Below are 26,337 nucleotides of genomic sequence, written 5' to 3'. Positions count from 1 at the left end.
GATTTTATAGTGGATTAACTTTAAACCAGTACGGCGTTGTCTCGCCTTGTCCTGATTTAAATTTAATCCACTATAATGAAACGCGTGATCTCCGTTTCAGCACGAGAAACCTGCCTGTGGATACAGCCTATTTTGTTTCGGCGCAGAGGCTCAATCAATGCTACCGAATTTGCCGCTTTTGAAATCGCTGATGGCTTGGCGGATTTCTTCGGTAGTATTCATCACAAACGGACCATAGCCGACGACGGGTTCGTCAATCGGGACGCCGGAGAGCAAAAGGATTTTGACTTCTTCGCTGTCGGCTTCTATGTGTACGTTGCCGCCGCTTTTCTCAAAGCCGACCAGTTGTCCAGCGCCTGCCTGCTCTTTGCCGTTTAGGGTAACGTTGCCCCGCAGGACGACCATGGACAGGTTGTGGGCTTCGGGTATTTCCAATACGGCTTTTTTACCGGCATTCAAAACGATGTCCCAGACGTTCATTTCGGTGAAGGTGTCGGCTGCGCCTTTTACGCCTTTGTATTCTCCGGCAATCAGCCGCAGGCGGCCTGCTTCGTCAGGGAGCTCAACCACGGGGATACCGGCTTTGGCGAGATGCTGATAGCGCGGCGGCGTGTTTTTGTCTTTGGCGGGCAGGTTGACCCAAAGTTGGACCATTTCAAACAGTCCGCCTTTTTTGCTGAAGTTTTCGGAGTGGAATTCTTCATGGATGATGCCCGAGCCTGCGGTCATCCATTGCACGTCGCCTTCGTAAATGATGCCGCCTCCGCCGCTGGAGTCGCGGTGTGCCACTTCGCCGTGGTAGGCGATGGTAACGGTTTCAAAGCCTTTGTGCGGGTGTTGGCCGACACCGCGCGGGCTGCGGGCTTCGTTGGGGGAGAATTCATAGGGTGCGGCGTAGTCGAGCATCAGGAAAGGGTTGGTGCCGCGGTCTTCCCCCATGTGGGAGAACAAGGGTTGGACGAGGAAGCCGTCGCCGACCCAGTGTTGGCTGTTTGCACGGTAGATTTGTTTGACGTTGCGCATGGTGAGGTTCCTTCTTGTGGGGTCGTCTGAAACCTTTTCAGACGACCTTTGTGTAATGAAATTAATAATGTTGTGGTTGCCATACTTTGTTGCATGTATTATATGGGGTACAAACTTATTAACAAGTACGCACAATTTTTATACTGTCATTCGGAGGTCAATAATGGCGGAAACAGAACCGACACACGGCGCCTGCTGTCCGGTCGTTAATACTTTGGATATTATCGGCGGCAAGTGGAAGGTGTTGATTTTATATTATTTACACGGGGAAACCCGACGATTCAACGAATTGCAGCGTCTGCTGGCAGGCGTTACCCAGCGGATGTTGACGTTGCAGCTGCGCGAGTTGGAGCACGACGGCATTGTCCATCGCGAAGTGTATCCGCAGGTGCCGCCGAAGGTGGAGTATTCGCTGACCGCGTTCGGACGGACATTGATGCCCGTCATCGAGGCGATGCACCGCTGGGGCGAGCAATATGCCGCAGAATGCGTGAAACACAGAAAACAGCCGCAGGAGTAAGCCGTTTCAGACGACCTCTTGGTCAGGCCTTTAAAATGAAAAGTGATGCGGGCATATATTCGCAACGGGCTTTGCTTTATAATGATGACAGTCAAACATAACGACATAAGCATTTGGAATCAATAATGAAAAAAATTGTAACGGCACTTATCGCCACCATTTTGTCAGCAGGCGCAAATGCAGCGGATACTTATGGTTATCTCGCCATGTGGCAGAACCCGCAAGACAGCAATGATGCGCTGCTGATTAAAACGACTAAAGAAAATATGTCGCAAATCGAGGCAAATGCGGAATTGGAAGCGTTTTGCCGCGGGCAGGACACGCTTTCCGGCGTGCAAAACGGTGAGGCGACAGGCTGTAAATCCGTTGTTCCGCTTCATAACACCTGCATCGCCGTCGCATACCCGAAATCGGAAGGCAGGCTGACGACAAACAATGCGGTTGTGATTACTTCGCCGCGCTTTAAGAGCGTGCATCAGGTTGCGCTGAATCAGTGCATCAAGAAATACGGCTCGCAAGGTCAATGCGGCTTGGAAACGGTGTACTGTACTTCAAGCGCTTATTACGGCGGTACGGTCAAAACGTTGTTGAACCGCTTGAAATCGCAATAAACGGTGTAAAAAGGTCGTCTGAAAACCACATAACGGCTTTCAGACGACCTTTCAATTCATCTTCTATGTATAGTGGATTAACTTTAAATCAGGACAAGGCGAGGTAACACGCCGTACTGGTTTAAAGTTAATCCACTATAAAACGGCAAGGAAAAATCTGATGATTGATTATATAAAAATGTATGAAAGCATGAGCGCTTCTCATGAAAACAAAAGTCTGCGCTTTCCGCTTTATTTCAATTTCAAACTTTTATCCATTGCCAATGATTTTTTTGTCAAAGACGAAGCGGGGAACGAAATCGCTTATACGCGGCAGAAAATGTTTAAACTCAAAGAGTGGATTAATGTTTTCCCTAACCGCAATCAGGATGCGCCCGTATTCACCATTCATTCGGAACAGATTATTGATTTTGGTGCGACCTATATCATCCAAGATGCTTCAGGTAAGGTTTTGGGGAAAGTGGTGCATGATGGCGTCGGGTCGCTTTGGCGCACCAGCTATCAGGTAACGGATGCGGAAGATCGGCTGCTTTTCCATATCCGTGAAAAAAATCCTTGGGTGGCAGTATTGGACAAAATGGCAGGGCAGATTCCTTATCTGGGTTCGCTGACGGGTCTTTTTTCAACCCGACTTATTTGATTACCCGACCTGACGGGACTTTGGTGTACCGTTTGAAGAAATTGAGGGCGTTATGGGAAGGGAAATTCAGCCTGCACAAAGAAGCCCAAGCGAGTTTGAACGACGATATCTTGATATTGAATTCGGTGATGTTGTTTTTGTTGATGGAAAGAAATAAAGGATAAAGCCAAATGGTATTCAGGCAGGCTTGCGGATGAAATGTCGGGTATTTGATTTTGAGGACAGGGCTGCTCAAGGTTTATCGCATCCATTCACATTCAAACATTTTCATTTCTAGGACGCGCTGATAAAATAGCTCGTCTGAAAAGTATAGAAGAATCAAAATAATGAGTATTGCCAATAATAAAAAAGCCTTTCACGACTTCTTTATCGAAGATCAGCTCGAAGCCGGCCTGGTATTGGAAGGTTGGGAAGTCAAAGCCATCCGCGCCGGGCGGGTGCAGCTGAAAGAAAGCTATATCTACTGGAAAAAAGACGCTTTTTATCTGGTCGGCTGCCATATTACCGCGCTGCCGACTGCCTCGACGCATGTCAAACCCGACCCCGTCCGTCCGCGCAAGCTTTTGCTCAAGCAATCCGAAATCAACAAGCTCATCGGTAAAACCGAGCGTGCGGGTTACACCATCGTCCCGTTGAACCTGCACTTCACACGCGGCAAAATCAAAATGGAAATCGGTTTGGCGAAGGGTAAAAAACAACACGACAAACGCCAAAGCCTGAAAGAAGCCGACTGGAAACGCGAAAAACAACGTTTGATGAAAAATGTGCGCTGAGACTGATAGCAGCATGAATGGAACGCTGGGCGCCGATGCTGCCGCAAACTTGTGCCCGCCGTTTACACATCAAACCCTATGTTTGCAAAAACATACCCAAGATTGCTTTCTTCAGGCTTTTCAGACGACCCCTGCGACCCAATAATCAGGGTCGTCTGAAATTTTACGGAGTAACGCCATGTCCCGCTCTTCGCTTTTCCTGCCGCTGTTTTTGATTATCTTCGGTGCTGTTTGGTTTTTGAAAACGACGGACATCCTGCCCGCAACTTCGACCATTGTGTCCGCCGGTATGGTGCTGGCGGGGATTGCGGTTTTGGTGATGGACGGTGTCAACAAGCAGTCTATCGTTTCCGGCCCGCTGCTGGTGTATATCGGCGCGGCGGTATATCTGCACAATCAATACTGGCTCGGATATTCGCCGCTGGTTGCTTTGGGAATGATGGTACTGGGCTGCCTGCTGCTGCTTTCGCGCAGCGATATGGTGCCTTATAAGCAGCATAAACAGCAGGATAACTAAGCCCCCTCCCTGCAAAGGTCGTCTGAAAATGGTATAATCCGCCGTTTTCAGACGACCTGTTTTGTTATCGGAATCCCGTTTTGAGACAGTCAGACCGTTCCCTATCACTCTGCAAAGTTCCCGCCATGACCCAAGACAAAATCCTCATCCTCGACTTCGGTTCGCAAGTTACCCAGCTTATCGCCCGCCGCGTGCGCGAAGCCCATGTCTACTGCGAGCTGCATTCCTTCGACATGCCTTTGGACGAAATCAAGGCCTTCAATCCGAAAGGCATCATCCTTTCCGGCGGCCCTAATTCCGTTTACGAATCTGACTATCAAGCCGATACCGGCATCTTCGATTTGGGCATTCCGGTTTTGGGCATCTGCTACGGAATGCAGTTTATGGCGCACCACTTGGGCGGCGAAGTTCAGCCCGGCAACCAGCGCGAATTCGGTTACGCGCAAGTCAAAACCATAGACAGCGAACTGACCCGCGATATTTACGACGACGCGCCGAATACGCTGGACGTATGGATGAGCCACGGCGATAAAGTATCCAAACTGCCCAACGGCTTTGCCGTCATCGGCGATACCCCGTCATGCCCGATTGCCATGATGGAAAACGTTGAAAAACAATTCTATGGCATCCAATTCCACCCGGAAGTTACCCACACCAAACAAGGTCGCGCCCTGTTGAACCGCTTTGTCTTGGACATCTGCGGTGCGCAACCCAGCTGGACGATGCCGAACTACATCGAAGAAGCCGTTGCCAAAATCCGCGAACAGGTCGGCAGCGACGAAGTGATTTTGGGTCTGTCGGGCGGCGTGGACAGCTCCGTAGCCGCCGCGCTGATTCACCGCGCCATCGGCGACCAACTGACTTGCGTATTCGTCGACCACGGCCTCTTGCGCCTGAACGAAGGCAAAATGGTGATGGATATGTTCGCCCGCAACTTAGGTGTGAAAGTGATTCACGTCGATGCCGAAGAGCAATTCATGGCGAAACTCGCCGGCGTTACCGATCCCGAGAAAAAACGCAAAATCATTGGCGCGGAATTTATCGAAGTATTTGATGCTGAAGAGAAAAAGCTTACCAACGCCAAATGGCTGGCGCAAGGTACGATTTACCCTGACGTAATCGAATCTGCAGGTGCAAAAACCAAAAAAGCCCACGCCATTAAATCGCACCACAACGTCGGCGGACTGCCTGAAAACATGAAGCTCAAGCTGCTTGAGCCGTTGCGCGACTTGTTCAAAGACGAAGTGCGCGAACTGGGCGTCGCTTTAGGCTTACCGCGTGAAATGGTGTACCGCCATCCGTTCCCCGGTCCCGGTTTGGGCGTGCGCATCTTGGGCGAAGTGAAAAAAGAATACGCCGACTTGCTGCGTCAAGCGGACGATATTTTCATCCAAGAATTGCGAAACACTACCGACGAAAACGGCACATCTTGGTACGACCTGACCAGCCAAGCCTTCGCCGTGTTCCTGCCCGTAAAATCCGTCGGCGTAATGGGCGACGGACGCACTTATGATTACGTCGTCGCGCTGCGCGCAGTCATCACCAGCGACTTCATGACCGCACACTGGGCAGAACTGCCGTACTCACTGCTCGGCCGCGTATCCAACCGCATCATCAACGAAGTCAAAGGCATCAACCGCGTGGTTTACGATGTAAGCGGCAAACCGCCTGCCACGATCGAGTGGGAATAAAAGTAAAGAGATAAACGCATAAAAAGGTCGTCTGAAATGGTTTCAGACGACCTTTTGGTTTTTATAAAAGAATAATGGAATAAGGAGATGGCTGAAGTGCATTTAGACAATATAGTGGATTAACTTTAAACCATTACGGCGTTGCCTCGCCTTAGCTCAAAGAGAACGATTCTCTAAGGTGCTGAAGCACCAAGTGAATCAGTTCCGTACTATCTGTACTGTCTGCGGCTTCGTCGCCTTGTCCTGATTTAAAGTTAATCCACTATATAAGGAGAAGACGCGATGTCGTCCTAATGAATTTCATTTGCCAAAAAATAAAGCGGTCGTTCATGTAGCAAATACAGAACGACCGCTTGAGTTCAGCACCATTTTAGATTGTCTTCGGCAGCAAACAACTAAGGGTCTGCTGTCTTAATGATTCATTGCATGAATATATGGAAGACAAATCATGCGATACCGTTATTCAAGGGTTTATTTTTTCTCTTTCGGCATTTGAGATACCAAGGACAGGTTTACATCCAAGCCTTCGATTTGGAAGTGAGGACGGGCAAACAGACGGACTTTGAAGAAGCCGGGGTTGTCTTCGATGTCTTCAACCAAGACTTTGGCTTCACGCAGAGGATGTGTTGCCTGCAACTCGTCGCTTGGATCTGTCATTTCAGTAACCAATGTATTGATCCAAGTGTTCAATTCCAATTCGAGCATACGGCGGTCTTTGGTTGTACCAATGTTTTCGCGTTGGATCAGCTTGAGATAGTGAGCCAGACGGGAAAGCAAGAAAACGTAAGGCAAACGGGCATTGATTCGGCTGTTTGCAGTCGCTTCTTTGGTTTCGTAGAGCGCAGGTTTTTGCGCTGAGTTGGCCGAGAAGAAGCAGGCGTAATCGCGGTTTTTATAGAAAGACAGCGGTACGAAACCCAAATTGGCAAATTCAAATTCGCGGGTTTCGGGAATCAGGACCTCGGTAGGGATTTTTACTTGATTGCCGGTACCCAAATCATACATATGGATAGGCAAGTCTTCAATCAGACCGCCGGCTTGTGGTCCGCGGATTTGAACGCACCAGCCGTTATTGATGAAGCTGCGAACCATGTTGGCAGCGAAGGCAAAGGATGCGTTTGCCCATAAGTAACGATCGTGTTCGGTGCCCTTAACTTGTTCTTCGTAATTGAAGCTGCGTACAGGAACTGTATCGCTACCGTAAGGCAGACGGGCAAGGAAGCGGGGCAGGGTCAGGCCGATATAGCGTGCATCATCGGTTTCGCGGAAGCTTTTCCATTTGATGTATTCGGCACGGTCCATATAGTTCGCCAAATCCTGAATGCCGGCGACTTCTTCCATGCTTTCTTTACCGAAGAAAGATGGGCCGACAGAGCCGATGAACGGCATGTGTGCAGAAGCGGAGACGCGCGAAATATTGCGCAGCAAAGCCATGTCTTGCGGGCTGCGGTCAAATTCGTAGTTGGAGATGACTGCGCCGATAGGTTCGCCGCCCGGGGTGTCGTATTCGTTGCTATAAGTGTGGCGATACAGTCCGCTTTGGACGATTTCAGGGGCATCTTCAAAGTCTTGAATCAAGTCTTCTTTGGAGACGTCGAGGATTTCGATTTTAACGTTGTGACGGAAGTCTGTACGGTCAACCAAGAATTTCAGACCGCGCCATGCAGATTCGATTTTTTGGAATTCTTCGTTATGGAGGATTTCATCTAATTGGCGGCTGAGCTGTTCGTCAATGCGTGCGATGTGGTAGTCCAACAGGCTTTTGTCGAGGCGTTCTACTTTTTGAGATGAGTCTTGAATCATCTTTAAAAATACGCTGACCGCCGCTGCGATGCGTTCATCCGCAGAGGCTTCGGACATTTTTTCGGCGCTTTGGAACTGTTCGATGTCGATGACGGAGTCGACGGCGTTTAAGTTGATTTTTTGACACAGCGCTTCATAAACGCTGGCTGTGTTTTCTTGTTTTATAACGGTTGTTTGGGCTTCTTGGCGTTTTTGCATATTTTAAATCCTTACGGGTGTTTTCAGACGACCTTGTGTTTTATTTGTTAACAGGTGCAATTTTTTCGAGGCGGTCGCGCAGTTCGGCAGACAGATTTTCGTCACGCAAGATGGTTTCCAGTTCGCGACGGAATGCAGAATCGTCCAACAGGTTGGATTTCAAGTCACGGAGCAGGTTACGCATAGCCAATAAAGCGCGCAGCTCGGGAACATTTTGTGCAATTTGTTCCGGATGGAAATCCCGCATAGATTTGAAATTCAAATTGATGTTCATCTCGCCGCCGGCAGGGGAGAGGGTGTTTTTCACAGTCAGGTTGGCTTTAGGATTAAAGTCGGACAATACGGAATCAAAGTTGTTTTTGTTGATATTGACTTTTTCTTTTTCGGCAAGGTCGCGTTTGTCTTGACCATTGCTGTAATCACCGGTGACTAAAAGTTTGAGCGGAAGCTCGACTTTTTTCTGTGCGCCTCCGGTATGGAGGTCTAGTTTGATATTGATACGTGAAGGTGGAACTTCGTTTTGGAAACTTTTGCTCACGGCTAATCCTATTCTCTGTTATGTGTTGAAGGGAAAATCTTTCGTTTCAAATGAAATATAAATACTAAATTTGGATATATTTCTATCTAAATAGTATAAATGTTAGGTATACTGTTGTCTATTGCATTCAAAATTTATCTGACAAAAGGTATTTAAAAGGTATAAACAGTGAAATTTCATAAACCATTATGGGAAGAGGGTGTCTTGCTCTCTCCTCAGCACTTCCAACAACAAAACGTTTTTAATAGTTACATTTATGCAACAGTAATAAAATTGATGGGTGAATTCAAGTGGGGATGTTTTCGTTGCGAGTTCGACCAGCAGACGCTTGAATTAGGAAAAATTAAATTGGATGAGCTTCAGGCCTGCCTGCCTGACGGAACTCTAATCGATTTGCAGTCGGGCAGTGGCTCTGTTGAAGTTCGTGATATTAATAGCCTGCCTATGAGAGCGCGAAATACAGTGTTGCTGGCTCTCCCGGTTTATCAAGCGCATGTACCGAATTTGGTGGATGAAAACGGGGCTGGAAATACCCCCAGACGGTTTGTGAAAAAGTTCGAGCAAGTTGAGGATTTATTTTCCGCTGAGGAGGCAGAACTTGCCGTTGAGCAATTAAATTTACAAATTCGTTTTGATTTCGAGGATAATGACGATTACATTACATGCCCCATCGGCGTAGTGGAAAAAAACGAGAATGGGGCATTGATTTGGTCTAAAGACTACATCCCTCCATTATTGTCGATTACAGGTTCGGAAGTTTTACTTTCATGTCTGAATAGAATCACTTTGCTGGTGTTGTCCCGTATAGATAACTTATCTGCCCGCCGCCGGGCGCGTAGTGAAAATACGGTCGATTTTTCTGTGTCTGACTCAACCTTGTTCTGGTTCTTGCACGGATTAAATACGATTTATCCTGAATTGAAACATTTGAATGATTATCCGCAGCAACATCCAGAGGAGCTTTATAAGCTCTTGGTTCGTTTACTTGGTATGTTGTACACATTCAGGGTGAGTGAATCCGTGAATGAGATGGAACCATACGATCATTTTGATCTGTTTGGAACCTTCAACCGTTTGGAGTTGAAAATCCGCAGTCTGTTAGATGAAGTCATTCCATCGCCTGTCATCGAATTGTCGTTAGAACATACAAAATCTACACATTGGCGAGCTCAGATATTTGACAACAGAATTGATGATAATGCGGAGTTTTATATCTCGGCACATTCTGATTCCGTTGTTTTTGCTGAATTGCAGAAGCAATTGCCATTGGTCAGTAAAATTGGTGCGCCGGAAGACGTGGAACGCGTTATCAATACGGCAGTAATGGGAGTGCCTTTGCAGTTGTTGAATCAAACCCCTCCTGGTTTGCCGTTCCGAATGGATAATGTTTACTTCAGATTAGACAAACGGCATGTGGCATTTTCAAGAATGATGCAATCGCAGGTATGTAGTATTTACGTTCCAACATCTATACCCAATTTACATTTAAGCTTATTTGCAGTAGTGAGTATTTAATATGAACCATAATCCATTGATTCGAAGTGAATTAAGAGATACTGCTTTGACCGTATCCGCATTATCGGCAGGTTTTAGTCCCGAGCATGCCTCAACATGGTATGAATATGGCAAAACTTTGGTAGAGAATTTAAGAAAGAATTTAGCAAGCTCTGGTCGTAGTGCAGAGGAGATTGAAGAGATTTCTTATGCGCAGTGTGCGCTTTTGGATGAGGTTGCACTGCAGAATCTGCAAGGAAGTGATCGAGAAGTGTGGGAAATGAATCCCATGCAAGTACATTTCTTCCAATCATACAATGCAGGCGATGTATTGTGCGACAAAATTGAAAAGCTATGCAAAACAGGCAGTGCCAATTCGTTGATCGCCGAGGCATATTTGAGTGTAATCAATTTGGGCTTCAAGGGACGTTATATTTTAGATGAAATGGCTCTTCAAAATTCACAAAATAGCTTGAAAAAAATGGTTGCCGGGTTGTCTAGCAATGCGGTAACTCAAGATGGGCAAATATTCTATGTCGATCGTAAAAGCATGCCTCTTAAGAGTTTGCTGACGATTAGTCCGATATGGGTATTTATCTGTTGTTCTGTTATTGCAGTAGTAGCTTATTTTGCATTTGGATACTATCTGGATACTTTGGTTGAACAAACTCAAGCATTATAAATTTAGAGTAATTTCATAATGACTTATCAAAAGCTCTCGTCTTTCATTATTTTTATAGTAGTTGAGCTTATACTGTTTTATGTATTGGCAATATATTGGCAAGCTAGTTGGATGCTGAAAGGCGGTATTCTAGCTTTGTCAATTGTTGCTATATTTTGTGCTTGGTTAATCAGGCAGCGTAAGGACAAGGAAAATATCAGTATTGGTTCAGAAGTTTGGCAGCAAATTGCGACAGAATTAAATAATACTGGATTTACTGGGCGTTACGTTTTGCGTATGCCTGATTCTGCAGTGAAGATGTCGAATTTAGTCGAGAGGTATGATGACACAGTATATATAAATATTTTTAATCCAGAACATTTATACACTGTAGTTTGGAATCTGCTTCAGAATATAGCCCGTAAACAAATCTCACTCAGCATAGAGCTGGTGTTGTCTCCCGCCATAAATGCCGATGTATCTATGGTTATGCGGGGGTGGTTGCGCAATATATTGTTTTTGCAGAAAAAAATGGGTATATCTATACCTGTAAGTTTTGTTATTCGCGCCCCCTTTCTTTTCAAAGAGTCTTCAGATAAAAGAGAGCTATTTTTTGCCTTAAAAACTCAAGGCAGATGGAATGTATTAAATATTAATCAGTTTTTTACTGATTTTAAAGAAAGTCTGTCTATTGAGTTTTTACAGCAAAATAAACAATCAAACGGCTGTCAATATATATGGCTGATTGAGGCACTCAATTGCGTCGAGGAACAATTGTTGAATCGTACAGACGGGGGGTGGGAATATGTCGATGTACGCAGCTTAAGCGTAGTTGACGATGGAGACTGCCAAGCCAAATCAGTATGGGCAACTTATATTTCTAAGAATACACAAGGGTTAATCCATTCTTTTAATAATTATCAAGGTAATCAATTTCAATATATTCATACCGAATTGTCAGATAAATATACCGTTTATCATAAAAATCATGCTATTGATATACTTTTTAAAGTATTATCTGTTTGTGCATTAGGTTTTTTATCTGCTTCGTTTTTCTCTATGAAAAACAATAGCCGTTTAATAGAACAAATCAGCCGGCATATAGAAAATGTTCGGTCTGAGGCAAATTCAAATGAGCGGCAACAACATTTGGTATTGCTAAAGCAGGATTTGCAATTGCTTGAGAAATACCGTGATGAGGGTGTACCAGCACATTTAGGATTAGGGTTATATCGTGCGGATTTATATATTCCAAAGTTAAAAGCCTTAATGCCGAAAGATCCTCCACCTCCGAAACCGATAAAACCGGAACCTGTGAAACCTGTAGTTATTACTTTAGACAGCTTGGCTTTGTTTGAAACAGGTCAGTTTGAACTAAAAAATAATGCCAATAAAGCATTGATTGGTGCATTAAAAGCAATCGAGTCACATCCTGATACACGAATTTTAGTTGAAGGACATACTGATAATGTTGGAAATCCTGTTTCTAATCAGCAATTATCAGAAAAGCGTGCTCAATCGGTCAAAGATTGGTTGGTTATCTCTTCTAATGTTCCGGAGAGTCGGTTTGAGGTTAAAGGATTGGGTGATACCAAGCCTATTGCAGATAATCAGACGGAAGAAGGTAAGGCCAAAAACCGTAGGGTTGAGATCATACTGATTCCAGCTGTAAAACAGTAAATTTAATGCAGCACAAGTTGCTTTAAGCCTCACAACTTAAGGCGTTTTCAATAAAACTAAGGAGTAAAAATATGGCAATTCCTGCTTATATGTGGTTGAAAGACGACGGCGGTTCCGTTATTAAAGGTTCTGTTGACGTCAATGGTCGCGAAGACAGCGTTGAAATCGTTGAGTTTCTGCACAATGTCCGTATTCCTACGGATGCCAATACCGGCAAACTGACAGGTACTCGCGTTCACGAACCTATCGTATTGTTTAAAGAATACGATGCTTCTTCACCATACCTGTACAAAGCAGTAACAACTGGTCAAACTTTGAAAGAAGTAGAAATCAAGTGGTACCAAATTGACGCTTCCGGTCAAGAGAAAGAGTATTTCAATACCAAACTGGACAACGTTAAAGTTGTAGCAGTAGGTCCTGTAATGCACAACATCAAAGATCCTGCTCGCGAACGTTACAATCACTTGGAACGCGTTGAATTGCGTTACGAAAAAATCACTTGGACTTATAAAGACGGAAACATCATTCATTCCGACAGCTGGAACGAAAGCCGCGCTTAATAATCCACATAAAGTGCTGCCTGATAAAGGTAGCACTTTTTTATAACACATTTTTACATCAGGGATATCAAATGTCTGCACATGATCAAGCATTATTATTACGTCGTCTGAACACGCATTGTCAGCAGGCGATGGAAGCTGCAGCCGGCTTATGTCAAACACGAGGTCATGCCGAAATTACGGTTGACCATTTATTTATCAAATTGCTCGAACTAGGGGATGGAGACGTTAATGCCTTATTGAGGCGTTACGAAATTGATTTAGAAAATATTTGGAATCCTTTGTTGAGTACGATGGACAAACTTCCACGCAATGTTCGTGGTAATCCTTCTTTGTCTAAATCATTGATTAGTTTATTGTCGGATGCATGGTTGTTGGCAAGTGACGAAGGTGCATCTGAAATCCGTTCGGCTTTCCTATATCAGGCATTGCTGAAATCTCCTTACCGTCTGATGACGCAGGAAGCATGGCCCTTATTAAGCCTGACTGAAACACAGATAGGTCGTCTGAAAACTTGGTTGGACGAAGTTTCTATCGAAGGTGAGAATAATACATTTGCGCAGCCGGCTTCAGAAGAAGGTCAGCATACAGTTTCAGCGGAATCTAAACCCCAACAAACCGCTACAGCAGGACAAAACGATGCGCTTGCACGTTTTACCGTCAATTTGACTGAAAAAGCCGCTCAGGGCGGTATTGACCCTGTATTTGGACGCGAAACCGAAATCCGTCAAATGATGGATATTCTGTCGCGTCGCCGTAAGAACAACCCGATTCTGGTTGGCGAACCGGGTGTCGGTAAAACTGCATTGGTAGAAGGTCTGGCATTGAAAATCGCTTCAGGCGAGGTGCCTAAGATATTGGAAAACACCCAAGTATTGGTGTTGGACTTAGGTCTTCTGCAAGCGGGTGCGGGGGTGAAGGGCGAATTTGAACAACGCCTGCGCAATGTTATCGAGGCTGTTCAGAATTCTGAAGAACCCGTTTTATTATTCATCGACGAAGCGCATACGTTAATCGGTGCAGGAAACAGTGCAGGCGGCGCGGATGCAGCCAACCTCTTAAAACCGGCTTTGGCGCGGGGTGAATTGCGTACCATCGCAGCGACAACCTGGAGCGAATACAAACAATACTTTGAAAAAGACGCCGCGTTGGAACGCCGTTTCCAAATGGTCAAAGTTGACGAACCCGATGATGAGGCTGCGTTCACCATGCTCCGCGGTTTGAAGCAACGTTATGCCGCTTACCATAAAGTCCATATTCAGGACTCCGCCGTCATTGCAGCCGTACAACTTTCCCGAAAATATATTACCGGCCGCCAACTGCCGGACAAAGCCGTAGATTTGTTGGATACGGCAGCCGCACGCGTCCGCATGAGTTTGGATACCGTGCCTCATATTTTCGGTTTGATGGATGCCCAAATTTCTTCACTGCAACGCGAGCTGGAGGCATTGGATGCCGACAAGCAATTAGGTCGTCTGAATGCTTCGCAGCAAGATAACATTCGACAAGTTGAGCAAGAGATTGCCCAATTGAATGAAGAGCGCGAAGAAATGAACCGCCGATATCAGGAAGAAAAACAATTGGCGGATGAAATCCAATCCTTGATGGAAGCTGCCAAGAATACAGAATTGACTTCTGAAGAGCGACAAGCCGCGCAACACAGTCTGACCGAGAAACAGCAACAGCTTGATGCCGTTGTCGCGGGCAAACCGTTGATTTTCACCAGCGTTGATGAGACCGTAATCGCCGATATTATTGCCGATTGGACGGGCGTCCCCGCAGGCAGCGTTCTCAAAGACGAACTGGCAAACCTGCTGCAACTGGAAAGCCTGCTTGAGAAACGCGTGGTTGGGCAAAGTGAAGCCATTCATGCTATCGCGCAAAGTTTGAGAGCCGCTAAAGCTGGTTTAAAAACCAACGATTCCCCATTGGGCGTATTTCTGTTGAGCGGTCCGTCCGGCGTAGGTAAAACAGAAACGGCGCTGGCTTTGGCAGATGCGCTGTTCGGCGGCGAAAAATCGCTGATTACCATCAACCTGTCCGAATACCGCGAAGCGCATACCGTTTCCCAACTCAAAGGCTCGCCTCCGGGTTATGTCGGTTATGGCGAAGGCGGCGTTTTGACCGAAGCAGTACGTCAAAAACCTTACAGCGTCGTATTATTGGACGAAGTCGAGAAAGCCCATAAAGACATTCTTAATCTCTTCTACCAAGTCTTCGACAAAGGCATGATGCGTGACGGCGAAGGTCGGGAAATCGATTTCAAAAATACCGTTATCCTGATGACGTCAAACCTGGGTGCGAACGAATTGACCCAATTGCTGAAACCGCAAGAACCTGAAGAAACAGAAGAAGCTGTTGCAGAAGAGGGTAAAGAGCAAAACGTGCAAGAAGAGCAGATTGTGGACACTGAAGTCGAACTTTCTGCACAAATGCCTGATGGCTCGTCTGAAAACGCCTGCGTTTCAGACGACCCTGTTGAAACCGATGAAACGCCTGAATTCAGTCTGGAAGAGTTGGCAGAAGCGATTCGTCCGATACTGACAGACCATTTCCAAGCTGCTCTGTTGGCGCGTATGCAGGTTGTTCCTTATCGTCCGTTGGAAAAAGAGGCATTGGCTCAAATCGTCAGACTGAAGCTGGACAAAATTGCTGACCGACTGTACGAAGCCCATCAAACACGCCTCAGTTACAGCGAAGATTTTGCAGCGCTTCTGGCTGATTCTTGCACTACCGGCGACAGCGGCGCACGCAATATCGACCATTTGCTCAACCGCCAAGTCATGCCTGCTATCGCGCAAAGCTTTTTGCAATGGCAGCAAACCGCAGGGCATATGCCTGAACATGCAAAATTGGAGTTGGGCGAAGACGGAATAGACGTTTTATTTGAATAATGGGAAGAGAATAGGTCGTCTGAAATCATTATGTTGTTCAGACGACCTTCATTAATCTTTCACTTTATTGATAACGCATCCCAAGAGTTATTAGAAAGGTCGTCTGAAAAAAGCTATTCTTATTTCAGACGACTTTTTATAGCTAACGTATTGTTGAAACCCATTATATAGTGGATTAACTTTAAACCAGGACGGCGTTGCCCCGCCTTAGCTCAAAGAGAACGATTCTCTAAGGTGCTGAAGCACCAAGTGAATCGGTTCCGTACTATCTGTACTGTCTGCGGCTTCGTCGCCTTGTCCTGATTTAAAGTTAATCCACTATATTTGGATTGCGGGCTTAATCAGGTTTTATGCAGTGTATTGATAAATATTGAGAAAATAATGTCTTGTTACTTTCTTTATATTGTGTCAAAACAAGGATATTTAAAAGCTGTTCTACGAACGAATGGGTTTGATATCGCTCAGACTCAGCCTGATAAAAAAGGCTGAATAAAAGCGATAGCTTTGTTATAATGAAACTATAGAGATTTCCATCAGTTTCTTGGCATTGCGCCGTTTTATCCATATCAACGAAAGAGGAAAACAAAATGTTTCCAGAATATCGCGATTTAATTTCAAAATTAAAACAAGAAGATGCGCATTTTGCACGATTGTTTGATGAGCATAACGAGCTGGATGACAAAATTACCGGTTTGGTAAACAACCCTGTTACCAGCGGCTCTGAAGAAATCGAAGAGCTGAAAAAAGCTAAATTGAAACTGAAAGACGAGTTGTACGCTCTTCTGCAAAAAGCAGCAGGCAAATAATTCGAGTTTCTCAGGTCGTCTGAAACCGATATCGGGATTTCAGACGACCTTTTTGTTTGCGGATGAAACGTAGGACGGGATAAGGCAAGGGAAGTACAGACAATAAACAGGTGCTGGTTTATTGCATGAATACAAAGCAAAGGTCGTCTGAAAACGCTTGCACGTATAGTGGATTAACTTTAAACCAGTACGGCGTTACCTCGCCTTAGCTCAAAGAGAACGATTCTCTAAGGTGCTGAAGCACCAAGTGAATCGGTTTCGTACTATCTGTACTGTCTGCGGCTTCGTCGCCTTGTCCTGATTTAAAGTTAATCCACTATATATTTTCAGACGACCTTTTTCATTCCATTTACAGCCATTGTGCTAAGGATTCGGTATCCAAGTTCCATTGCCAGACGCCGTTGTCCGTGCCGTCCAATCCGCGCAGGAAGAGGTATCGGATGGCGAGTTTGGGTAACGGTTTGCCGCGCAGTTTGAAATAGCGGGCTACGGCGATGGCGTAGATGAGCGCTTGCAGGTAGTAATGGTGGTCTGCTACGGCTTCGTTCATAGCTTGTTGCGTATAGGACTCAGCGTTGTCGCCCAGATGGTTGGATTTGTAATCGATGATGCACACAAGGTCGTCTGAATCTTGGCAGACCATGTCGATGAAGCCGTTGAGAAAACCTTGTACGTCTTGGAAATCCAATCTTTCTGCGGCTTCGATACATTCCGGCGGCAGGGAACTGTTTTCACGGGCAAACCAGCGACGCAGGTCATGGAGTTTGAAGTCTTCGGTGTAGAGGGTGAACCCCATTTCAGGAAGGCGGCGTTCGGGTGGGATTTCAGACAGGCTTTGTGCAACAAGGCGCGTTTTGCGGCAGGTGTCGAGCATTTGTTTGACGGCATCTGTCCAGAGTAGGTCGAAGCCGTAGCGGGTCAAGGTTTCGGCTATCAGGCTGCTTTGGCTTTCGGTGCTTTGGGCAAAGTCGAATTTTTCCAACATTTCATGCAGACAGACGCCGGCGTTGGCGCCGCGCGGGAAATGGTGGATGTCGGTGTTTAGGAGGTCGTCTGAAACAGAGAGAGCGGTTTCAGACGACCTTTCTGTTTCGGCGGCGGTTTCTGCGGGATCGAGTGCGGGTTGTAATTCTTCGCGCTCGTCGTCTCGGGTTTTGACTTGGCGGCTGAGGCCGGTAAAGCTGGTATGTCGGATGAACTGAAATCCGCGGGCAGGGATAACGGCGGCTTGATAGAGGTCGTCTGAAAGATGGCGGTTTTGCGCGGCAGCGGGTTGCGGCGCGTCTTCGGAAAAGCTGAAGTCGGTATGTTCGGGAGGATTTTTGAGGAAACGCAGCCAGTTGTTTTTCAGCATTTGCAGCTCGCCTAGGGCTTTGTTTGCTTTGCGTTCTTGTTCATAAGCTTGGCGGGTAGACACCCGATTGCTGTCGGTGCTGCCTTCAAGCAGGTAGGCGAAAGGGGAATCGGCGGTATCGCCGCAATGGGCGGCATAAAGGACGAGCTGCTCTTCGGCACGGGTCAGCGCGACGTACAGCAGGCGCAGGCGTTCCGCCATTTCTTCGTCGGCAAGGTGGATACGGTCTTCATCGTTGAGTTGCGATTTGGCAAGCAGTTCCGTGGTGTGGTCGGCGGTGTGGAGGATTTGCCAATCGGCGGGCTTCATGTCTTTCGCGTCCCAAACGAAAGGGCAATAGACCAAAGGATATTGCAAACCTTTGGAGGCATGCATGGTGACGATTTTGACCAGTGCTTCATCGCTTTCAAGCCGTAACAGTCCTGATTCGCCGACAGAGCTCTCTTGCGCCAGGCTGATTTGGTCGTTGAGCCATTGATGTAGGGCGGCGGGGCTGAGGCTTTGTCCTTCTTCTTCTGAGAGGCACTCTAAAAGCTGATGGAAATTGGTGAGGCCGCGCTCGTCGCCGCGTGCAAGCAATCCGGTTTCGATGCCGTGCAACGAGGAGAAGTGTTGCAGCGCGGCATAAATCCCGCTTTTCCGCCAAATGGCGACAGATTCGGCGGCAGTGTTTATCCAGTTTAATAATTCGGCTTCGTTGCGGTTGAGTTGATACAGGGCTTGCGCGTCGTAGCCGAATAATGTGCCGGATAAGACAAAGCGCAGCGAGCCGATTTGTCCGGGATTGAGCCAATAATCCAACAGCGCGGCAAGGGCGAGGGCTTCGGGCGTGGTGAAAACCGATTCTCTTGAGAGCAAAACGCTTTGTATGCCGCGCGTTTTCAGCGCTTTTGCCACCATCACGCCTTCGTTAAACGTCCTGACCAAGACGGCAATGTCGCCCGAAACGACCGGCCTGTCTTTGAATTTCAGACGACCCTCGGCAGCTTCGTTGAGCGTGTGGGCGATTTCGTCGGCGCAATATTCGGAGGCACGGCGGCGCAAGATGTCTTTGTTGAGTACTTCGTCGTCTTTGCCGTTGAGCCAGCGTATCTGTATGGCAGTTTGGGGCGGCGAAAGACGGCTTTCGGAACGTGCGGCGCCGACTTCGGTATAGTCTATGCCGTCCAAGACGAAAGGGCGGTTTTTGCAGCGGAACAATGCGCCTATGCCGTTAATCAACTTGGCGTGGCTGCGGTAATTGGTTGCCAGCGTGTAGCTGTGTTGCGAGTCGGCTGCGGCTTGCAGATAGGCGTAAATGTCGGCGCCACGAAAGCTGTAAATCGCTTGTTTCGGGTCGCCGACTAAGAATAAAGGTTTGTTTTGTTTGATGAAGATTTTTCGGAAGATTTCGTATTGCAGCGGGTCGGTGTCTTGAAATTCGTCAATCAATGCGATGCGCCAGTTCTGCGCTACTGCCTGAGCCAGCGAGTCTGCCTGCGGGTTGTCGGTCAATGCGTCATAAACATCAAGCAGTAAATCGTCGAAACCGCGTTCGCGCTTGGATTTTTTCTGCTCGCTCAGACTGGCATTAAGATGGTCAAGCAGGTCGAGGTGGAGCAGGGTAAGCGTCTCTTCTTCGGCTTGCACGATGGCAGCTGAATCTGCGCCGAGATTCGCCAATATCTGCAAATCGGCAAAGGCGGCAGTATCGGGAGTATTGCCTTTTTTGACTTTGGACGCTAAAGCTTCTATGGCAAACATAGGCAGCTTTTCTGCCGTTGTTTTGCTAAAAGAAGGAAGGGCATCGGATTGGGAGGCGGAGTGGAGTTCGAGAAAGACGGTCTTGAATGTTTTTTCTTGATAGGATTGCCCATTTAATATCGGACGGATGCGCCAGAATGTTTCTTCCAAAGCGTCCAGTTTGGAACGCACTTTTTCCCATGTTTTCCGAAAGTTTTCCTGCGCGGCGACTAGGTCTGCTTCGGGTCGTCTGAAAACCAAATACGGACGGCTGACGAACTTTTGTATTGCCACCAGCATGGTTTGCGGCGTTTGGCGGCGTTGGAATACCAACTTCGCTAAAACGGGATGATCGACGATGCGGTCGCGCCAAAAATCTTGAGCGGGAATCAGCAGGCGGTCGCGGTTGTCTTCAGTCAACTCGACATCCATAGGCGCGCGGCACAAAAACGCATAATCGCGCAAAATGCGTTGGCAGAAGCCGTGAATGGTATAAATCGCGGCGTTGTCGAATTGCCCGATGGCAGCCTTGAGGCGGACAATCAGCCGCGCCCGACTTTCTTGAGCCAATGCCTGTTTGAGCAAACCGGTCAGAAACACATCGCCCGGATGATTGTCTCGGCAGTATGCTGCGAGGTCGTCTGAAAGATTGTCCGTATCCTCCACGCTCTCCAAAGCCTGCAATACTTCGTCCAAACGTGCGCGCAGACGGGTTTTCAATTCCGCTGTCGCCGCCTTGGTAAAAGTAACGGTCAAAATGCTTTCGACCGGCATCTGCTCAAGCACGACCAAGCGCGTGAACAAAGCCGCAATGCCATAGGTTTTGCCCGTGCCGGCAGAGGCTTCAATCAGATTGGTACCTGCTATGGGGATGCTTAGGGGATCGAAGGCTGGAATGGAGGCGTTGGCGGGCATGATAAAAGGAGGGAAGTACAGATAGAAGGCGTAATCATAGCAGAGGTCGTCTGAAAACGGTGGGGAGCTTGGGGGTGAAAACGAGCTTTGGCTTGTTGTATGGCAGGCTTGCGATTTTCGGTTGCGTTCCGTTGGATTTATAGTGGATTAAATTTATAGTGGATTAAAATTGCAATGATACGGCGTTGCCAACGCCCTTATGTACTACCCGTACACGGCGGGCGTTGCCGCCTTGTCTCATTTTTATTTTAATCCACTATAAATCAGGACAAGGCGACGAAGCCGCAGACAATACAGATATTACGGCAAGGCAACGCCGTACTGGTTTAAAGTTAATCCACTATAATTGTTGATATCAGCCCTAAAATAGGGTGAGGCAAACAAAAAAACGGCGGCTTGTAGGCTGCCGTTTTCTTTTGTGCGATCAAGCTTGGTCTTCCGGTTTGTCAGATAACTCTTGGGCTTTATCAGTTGGCTCTTGAGCGGTTTCTGTGGAAGCAGGTTCATGCTGACTGACTGCTTCCGGAGCTTGTGTTGCCGCTTCGGTTTCAGATTGTTCCGGATTGTCCTGACGCAGATTGTGACTGTAATCTTTAGGCGGGCTGGGTTGCTTGCCTGCCATAATTTCCAGCACTTGATCGCGGTCTATGGTTTCCCAATCCATCAAGGCTTTGCACATAATTTCCATCTTATCGCGGTTTTCATCAAGGATTTTGTAAGCTACTTGATACTGTTCATCCAAGATGCGGCGAATTTCTGCATCGATTTCTTGTTGGGTTTTTTCGGAAATGTTTTGAGAACGGGTAATGCTGCGTCCCAAGAATACTTCGTCTTCATTTTCCGTATAAACCATTACGCCCATTTTATCGCTCATGCCGTAACGGGTGACCATCTCGCGCGCCATTTGGGTGGCACGTTCGAAATCGTTGGATGCGCCGGTGGAAATACGGCCGATGAAGATGTCTTCGGCAATGCGTCCGCCAAACAGAATCGACAATTGGCTCAGCATTTGGTCTTTATACATGCTGATACGGTCGCGTTCGGGAAGCTGCCAAGTCAAACCGAGCGCACGGCCGCGCGGCATGATGGTCACTTTGTGAACCGGATCGGTAAACGGCAGGCTTTCGGCAACAATCGCATGACCTGCTTCATGGTAGGCGGTCGCACGTTTTTCGTCTTCGTGCATTACCATGCTGCGGCGTTCGGGACCCATATAGATTTTGTCTTTGGCATCTTCAAAATCGCTTTGGTCGACTTTGATTTTGTTGCGGCGGCCTGCAAACAGGGCGGCTTCATTGACCAAGTTGGCCAGATCCGCACCGGAGAAGCCCGGCGTGCCGCGTGCCAATGATGTCAAATCTACGGATTCGTCCAAAGGACTTTTTTCGCGTGGACTTTCAGGATTTGCTCGCGACCGCGGATATCGGGCAGCGGAACAACAACCTGACGGTCGAAGCGGCCTGGGCGTTGCAATGCCGGATCCAGTACGTCGGGACGGTTGGTTGCGGCGATGACGATAACGGTATGATTGCTTTCAAAACCGTCCATCTCGACCAAAAGCTGGTTCAAGGTTTGTTCGCGTTCGTCGTTGCTGCCGCCCAAGCCGGCACCGCGTTGACGGCCGACAGCGTCGATTTCGTCAATGAAAATGATACAAGGGGCGTTTTTCTTCGCTTGTTCAAACATATCGCGCACGCGGCTTGCACCGACGCCGACGAACATTTCAACAAAGTCGGAGCCTGAAATGCTGAAGAAAGGCACACCGGCTTCGCCTGCGATGGCTTTTGCCAGCAAAGTTTTACCGGTACCCGGGCTGCCTGCCAGCAAAATGCCGTGCGGAACGCGGCCGCCCAAGCTTTGATAGCGGTTGGGGGATTTCAGATAATCGACGATTTCTTGTACTTCTTCTTTTACTTCATCACAACCGGCAACATCGGCAAAGGTAACTTTATTGGTTTCTTTGTCCATCAGGCGGGCGCGGCTTTTACCGAAAGAGAATGCGCCGCCCTTGCCACCGCCGCCGTTTTGCATGCGCATGAAGTAGAACCATGCGCCAATCAGCAGCAATACCGGCAGCAGGCTGAAAACCAGGCTGGTAAAGATACTCGGTTTTTCTTCAGGGATAACGTTGACGCGGACTTTATTGTCCAAAAGCGTTTTGACCAAATTATCGTCTAAAGGCGCATTGGTGAAGAAAGTGGATTTATCGGTACGTTCGCCTTTGATCAGATAGCCGATGATGGCGGAGCCTTCGATTTTGACGTTGCTCACTTCACCGTTGTTTACCTGTTGGATAAATTGAGAGTATTCGATTTGCTGCTTGTTTTCCTGCTTGCTGGTCAGTGCGTTGAACGCAGCCATCAGACCGACGCACAAAGCGACCCATAACAGGATGGACTTAAAGGTATTCCCCACTTAGCCAGACTCCATGATATTAAGATAAACGAAAGGAAGATTTTAAAACACGCTGCCTGTATTGTCAGCGTTTATTTTTTCCTAATAAATAAATCTCACTGGAACGATTGCGTGATGCTTCGGGCTTGCGCGTCTGCACCGTTCCGAAGATTTCGCGCATGGCTGCCATATATTCCTGATAGCCCGCTCCCTGAAATACCTTCACCAAAAAGCTGCCGCCCGTTTTCAAATGATTGACGGCAAAGTCCAAAGCCAGTTCGCACAAGTAAAAGCTGCGGGCTTGGTCGGTTACGGCGTTACCCGACATATTGGGTGCCATATCGCAAATTACAAGGTCTAGCGGTCGGGCGTCCAGCAGGGTTTCAAATTGCGCCAATACTTCGTCCTCCCTGAAGTCGCCCTGAATAAAGGAAACGCCTTCTATTTCATCCATAGGCAGGATATCCAATGCGAACACGCGCCCTGAATTGCCGACCAGTTTTGCCGCTACTTGCGACCAGCTGCCCGGCGCGCTGCCTAAATCCGCCAAAACTGTGCCGGGTTTGATTAATTTGTCTTTTCCGTTGATTTCCAGCAGTTTATATGCAGCGCGGGCGCGATAGCCGTCTTTTTGTGCCATGTGGACGTAATGATCGTTGACGTGTTCGTGAAGCCAGGCTTTTGATGATTTTGAACGTACTGCCATAATTTATTTAATGATTTAGAGAAACGCCGTATTGTACGTTATTTTCCCCCGAGATTGCGCCAAATCGCGTACAATGCCGCACTATTCTTTCTTTTCAAGCACTAGAACATGACTGACAATAAATTAAGTACCAAAGAAATTTTGGAATTGAAAGCCCGCGCCCATCACCTTCATCCTGTTGTAATGGTGGGACAGCAAGGTTTGACCGAGTCCGTTATCAAAGAAACCGATGCCGCCCTGACGGCGCATGAATTAATTAAGGTCCGTGTATTCGGCGACGACCGAGCCGAGCGCGTTGAAATTTGCAATGCGCTGTGCGAAGCTGTTGATGCGCAACTGGTTCAGCATATCGGCAAACTGTTGGTGTTGTGGCGTAAAAACTTGGAGGTTTGATTCTTCAAGAGCATATTCAGACATCTTAAGGACAGATGTGCAAAAGGTCGTCTGAAAATATTTATGACTCTTACCAAGTGTTTTTGTTATGCGCTCGTAAAATCAGGAAAATCGATAAACTCTCTGAGATTGATTACTGTCAATGGGAACATACCCGCAGTTTTTAAAGCTGCGGATTGGCTATACTAACGATAGGAGCACATCATGAAAGCATTATCTGTTGCACTGGTTTTATTGACTTTGGCAGGCTGTCACAATACTTGGAACGGCGTTCGGGAAGACGGTTCACGCATTATCGGGCGTTCTGTCAGCGGTATTGGTCACGGTATCGGTAAGGCAGGTCAGGCATTGGAACGTACCGGCAGCAGAATAGACAACCGCCAACAAGTACAGCAACCTCAAATGTCCGGACAGAATCAGTATCCCTACCCGACGCAGAACCAATATCCTGAGCAGAATCAATACCAATACTAAGTCTTTTTTAATGCCGACCCCGATTACATGGTTTGTAGTCGGGGTTTTGGTTTTTCAGACGACCTTTATCCTGTATGATTCGGGATTGGCAATGAAATGGGCATATCTTTAGCCGTCTTCTTACTTACAGTGGATTAACTTTAAACCAGTACGGCGTTGCCTCGCCTTAGCTCAAAGAGAACGATTCTCTAAGGTGCTGAAGCACCAAGTGAATCGGTTCCGTACTATCTGTACTGTCTGCGGCTTCGTCGCCTTGTCCTGATTTAAATTTAATCCACTATCTATTTATAACAATATGAAAAATCTCATTTTCTGGCTTGCGCTGTTGGCTGCGGCTTTTGGTTTTTTTTATTATCAGCAAAACCATAGAATTTCTCAGGACGAGCTGATTCATGCTGAGTCACCGCATGACAGGTCTTCCGTGTCTTCATTCGGCGGATTGGCTTACCTGAATTTTTTGCGTGCAGGCGCGGGGCTGCCGACTTTGGCGCATTCGTCGGTTTTAGAAAAGTCCGCCCGCAATCATGCGCGTTATTTGTTGCAGAACCCTGAAGACGGTCATGACGAACGTCATCGCAGCAATCCGTTTTTTACCGGCTACCGCCCGAATGAACGCGCCCGCAAGGTAGGTTATCTTTATGATGGCGTACATGAAAATATCACCACCGGTTTTTATCCGTATCCTGAAGATATGGATACCAATTTGCCGGTTCAGCAGCAGATTGACGGTTTGATGACTGCTATTTATCACCGCTTCTCTCTGTTGGAACAAGGCATTGATGAAGCTGGTGCGGCATTTGAGCATCGTGATGGGCGGATATCGGTCGCCATCAATCAGGGAAATCATCAGTTTAATTTTTATTGCGGTTTAGGCAGGGTTTATCCTGAACCGGGGCGGCGTTATTATCAAAATGCCTGCAACAACAACGCCGTTGTTTATGCGGACGAAGTCAAGGCGCAACGCGAGTTCTTATATGTCGTTTATCCGCAAGGTGATTTTGCCATGCCGGATTTTCACGGCGAACACCCCGAACCCATGCCGGGACACGAATTTACCGGCAATCCGGTCAGTATCGCTTTTTCGGAATCTGCCGGAAAAATCAAAATGCGGTCGTTCAAGCTTTATCAGGGCAAATCCGAGATAGAGAAGGTCAAGGTGTTGACGGCAAGCAATGATCCGAATCAAACGTTTTCTGATCGTCAATTTGCCTTATTTCCTTTATTGCCTTTGGAATACGATACCGCGTATCGTGCCGTATTCGAGTATGAGCGCAATGGCAAATCCAAAAAAGCCGAATGGACTTTCCGAACGAAAAAGCCTGATTATCCTTACTTTATCGTTAAAGGCGGAGAAAAATTGGCAGTTGAATCGGGTAAGAAATATTTCATTCATTGGAAGGATTTTTGGTGTCAGCGGGAATGCGAAGAGTATGTTTACCGCCAACGCGGCAAAGCGAAACTCGAAGTCATGGAGCGTCAGATCGGCGGTATGGTGGTACGGGTTACCGGAGACAAAGGCGATGATGTCCGGTTAACGCCGAAAGAAGAAAATGATAAAGCGGTCTTACTTTATATCTGGCAATAGCAATCAAGGTCGTCTGAAACACAAACAGGTTTTCAGACGACCTTCTTTCATACGCAACAAGACAAAGCAGGGTAGGGCAAGATACTTTATTGTTTGGGTGAACCGTAAAACTGTTAGAATAGCGGAAATTTTATTTCTTGTTTCTCAAACAATGATCCGCCATCCGAAAATTGCCGCCCATACGCGTTATGCCTTTATCTGTATCGGACTGATGATGCTTTCTTTCCTGATATATGTGGTTTTGGCAGTGTTTGATTTGGGCTTGGATATGTCGATGCGGATTGCGCTGATCCGTTTTTCGCTCATTTTAATCTTGCTGTTTGCGTTTTTGGGCGGCGTTTTTTCAATCCGGGTAGCGGTGCTGCGAAAGAAAATGGGGGTATGA

General features: G+C 47.2%; 22 protein-coding genes and 1 pseudogene. 16 read left to right on the top strand and 7 right to left on the bottom strand.

All coding sequences use genetic code 11. The features are described 5' to 3' along the window. Window positions 1-150: 150 nt before the first annotated feature. On the bottom strand, window positions 151-1,023 hold the full coding sequence (locus HMPREF1028_RS03890; protein ID WP_009311491.1) for a pirin family protein: 873 nt from the start codon (window positions 1,021-1,023) through the stop codon (window positions 151-153). 163 nt (window positions 1,024-1,186) lie between these two features. Here HMPREF1028_RS03890 and HMPREF1028_RS03885 point away from each other — a divergent pair, with 163 nt between their 5' ends. The 3 genes from HMPREF1028_RS03885 to HMPREF1028_RS03875 all read left to right on the top strand — a co-directional run bounded on the left by HMPREF1028_RS03885 (window position 1,187) and on the right by HMPREF1028_RS03875 (window position 2,794). Then, window positions 1,187-1,543 (top strand): helix-turn-helix domain-containing protein, encoded by a 357-nt coding sequence (locus tag HMPREF1028_RS03885; RefSeq protein WP_009311490.1) that lies wholly within the window; start codon window positions 1,187-1,189, stop codon window positions 1,541-1,543. A 125-nt stretch (window positions 1,544-1,668) separates the two neighbouring features. After that, entirely contained in the window at window positions 1,669-2,154 is a 486-nt protein-coding gene (locus HMPREF1028_RS03880; RefSeq protein WP_009311489.1) for a DUF4189 domain-containing protein, read from the top strand. A 160-nt stretch (window positions 2,155-2,314) separates the two neighbouring features. Then, window positions 2,315-2,794, top strand: coding sequence for a hypothetical protein (locus HMPREF1028_RS03875; protein ID WP_009311488.1), 480 nt, complete (start codon window positions 2,315-2,317; stop codon window positions 2,792-2,794). Between the two features lie 50 nt (window positions 2,795-2,844). Here HMPREF1028_RS03875 and HMPREF1028_RS15335 read toward each other — a convergent pair whose 3' ends face one another. Next, window positions 2,845-3,045: a hypothetical protein gene (locus HMPREF1028_RS15335; RefSeq protein WP_232203779.1), complete on the bottom strand. Its 201-nt coding sequence runs from the start codon at window positions 3,043-3,045 to the stop codon at window positions 2,845-2,847. A gap of 72 nt (window positions 3,046-3,117) precedes the next feature. On the opposite strand from HMPREF1028_RS15335, the gene smpB reads away from it, so the two are divergent. The 3 genes from smpB to guaA all read left to right on the top strand — a co-directional run bounded on the left by smpB (window position 3,118) and on the right by guaA (window position 5,775). Further along, window positions 3,118-3,567 (top strand): SsrA-binding protein SmpB, encoded by a 450-nt coding sequence (gene smpB, locus HMPREF1028_RS03870; protein ID WP_269208434.1) that lies wholly within the window; start codon window positions 3,118-3,120, stop codon window positions 3,565-3,567. A gap of 178 nt (window positions 3,568-3,745) precedes the next feature. After that, window positions 3,746-4,084: a hypothetical protein gene (locus HMPREF1028_RS03865; protein ID WP_003760104.1), complete on the top strand. Its 339-nt coding sequence runs from the start codon at window positions 3,746-3,748 to the stop codon at window positions 4,082-4,084. A gap of 125 nt (window positions 4,085-4,209) precedes the next feature. Next, window positions 4,210-5,775, top strand: a complete 1,566-nt coding sequence (gene guaA, locus HMPREF1028_RS03860; RefSeq protein WP_003740869.1) for a glutamine-hydrolyzing GMP synthase — start codon at window positions 4,210-4,212, stop codon at window positions 5,773-5,775. A 471-nt stretch (window positions 5,776-6,246) separates the two neighbouring features. Here guaA and tssC read toward each other — a convergent pair whose 3' ends face one another. Continuing rightward, window positions 6,247-7,776: a type VI secretion system contractile sheath large subunit gene (gene tssC / locus HMPREF1028_RS03855; protein WP_009311487.1), complete on the bottom strand. Its 1,530-nt coding sequence runs from the start codon at window positions 7,774-7,776 to the stop codon at window positions 6,247-6,249. Window positions 7,777-7,816: 40 nt separating this feature from the next. Beyond that, a complete protein-coding gene (tssB, locus tag HMPREF1028_RS03850) occupies window positions 7,817-8,314 on the bottom strand; it encodes a type VI secretion system contractile sheath small subunit (protein WP_003760099.1) in 498 nt (165 codons plus the stop codon). A 168-nt stretch (window positions 8,315-8,482) separates the two neighbouring features. Here tssB and tssK point away from each other — a divergent pair, with 168 nt between their 5' ends. From tssK to HMPREF1028_RS03820, 6 genes are all read left to right on the top strand, one after another. Then, window positions 8,483-9,829 (top strand): type VI secretion system baseplate subunit TssK, encoded by a 1,347-nt coding sequence (gene tssK / locus HMPREF1028_RS03845; protein WP_036529066.1) that lies wholly within the window; start codon window positions 8,483-8,485, stop codon window positions 9,827-9,829. A 1-nt stretch (window position 9,830) separates the two neighbouring features. Then, on the top strand, window positions 9,831-10,490 hold the full coding sequence (locus HMPREF1028_RS03840) for a DotU/TssL family secretion system protein (protein ID WP_009311485.1): 660 nt from the start codon (window positions 9,831-9,833) through the stop codon (window positions 10,488-10,490). Between the two features lie 18 nt (window positions 10,491-10,508). Next, entirely contained in the window at window positions 10,509-12,149 is a 1,641-nt protein-coding gene (locus HMPREF1028_RS03835) for an OmpA family protein (RefSeq protein ID WP_009311484.1), read from the top strand. Between the two features lie 71 nt (window positions 12,150-12,220). After that, window positions 12,221-12,709 (top strand): Hcp family type VI secretion system effector, encoded by a 489-nt coding sequence (locus HMPREF1028_RS03830; RefSeq protein ID WP_003760091.1) that lies wholly within the window; start codon window positions 12,221-12,223, stop codon window positions 12,707-12,709. A gap of 71 nt (window positions 12,710-12,780) precedes the next feature. After that, entirely contained in the window at window positions 12,781-15,603 is a 2,823-nt protein-coding gene (gene tssH / locus HMPREF1028_RS03825) for a type VI secretion system ATPase TssH (RefSeq protein ID WP_009311483.1), read from the top strand. Between the two features lie 587 nt (window positions 15,604-16,190). After that, entirely contained in the window at window positions 16,191-16,409 is a 219-nt protein-coding gene (locus HMPREF1028_RS03820; RefSeq protein ID WP_003760086.1) for a YdcH family protein, read from the top strand. A 349-nt stretch (window positions 16,410-16,758) separates the two neighbouring features. On the opposite strand, the gene recB is transcribed toward HMPREF1028_RS03820, so the two are convergent. The 3 genes and pseudogenes from recB to HMPREF1028_RS03805 form a co-directional block, all read right to left on the bottom strand. Next, entirely contained in the window at window positions 16,759-20,400 is a 3,642-nt protein-coding gene (gene recB, locus HMPREF1028_RS03815) for an exodeoxyribonuclease V subunit beta (RefSeq protein ID WP_009311482.1), read from the bottom strand. A gap of 424 nt (window positions 20,401-20,824) precedes the next feature. Further along, window positions 20,825-22,815, bottom strand: a pseudogene (ftsH, locus tag HMPREF1028_RS03810) (ATP-dependent zinc metalloprotease FtsH). 64 nt (window positions 22,816-22,879) lie between these two features. Next, a complete protein-coding gene (locus HMPREF1028_RS03805) occupies window positions 22,880-23,500 on the bottom strand; it encodes an RlmE family RNA methyltransferase (RefSeq protein ID WP_009311479.1) in 621 nt (206 codons plus the stop codon). A 108-nt stretch (window positions 23,501-23,608) separates the two neighbouring features. Between HMPREF1028_RS03805 and yhbY the strand changes: the two genes are divergently transcribed. From yhbY to HMPREF1028_RS03785, 4 genes are all read left to right on the top strand, one after another. Next, window positions 23,609-23,893, top strand: a complete 285-nt coding sequence (gene yhbY, locus HMPREF1028_RS03800; protein ID WP_003760073.1) for a ribosome assembly RNA-binding protein YhbY — start codon at window positions 23,609-23,611, stop codon at window positions 23,891-23,893. 204 nt (window positions 23,894-24,097) lie between these two features. Then, window positions 24,098-24,367, top strand: coding sequence for a hypothetical protein (locus HMPREF1028_RS03795; protein ID WP_009311478.1), 270 nt, complete (start codon window positions 24,098-24,100; stop codon window positions 24,365-24,367). Between the two features lie 295 nt (window positions 24,368-24,662). Continuing rightward, window positions 24,663-25,952: a CAP domain-containing protein gene (locus tag HMPREF1028_RS03790; RefSeq protein ID WP_009311477.1), complete on the top strand. Its 1,290-nt coding sequence runs from the start codon at window positions 24,663-24,665 to the stop codon at window positions 25,950-25,952. A 97-nt stretch (window positions 25,953-26,049) separates the two neighbouring features. Beyond that, window positions 26,050-26,337, top strand: coding sequence for a cytochrome b6 (locus HMPREF1028_RS03785; RefSeq protein ID WP_232203777.1), 288 nt, complete (start codon window positions 26,050-26,052; stop codon window positions 26,335-26,337).

Source organism: Neisseria sp. GT4A_CT1, assembly GCF_000227275.1.
Lineage (GTDB): Bacteria > Pseudomonadota > Gammaproteobacteria > Burkholderiales > Neisseriaceae > Neisseria.
Note: the sequence above shows the minus strand (reverse complement) of the source record. Positions and strands in the feature narration are given on the sequence as shown.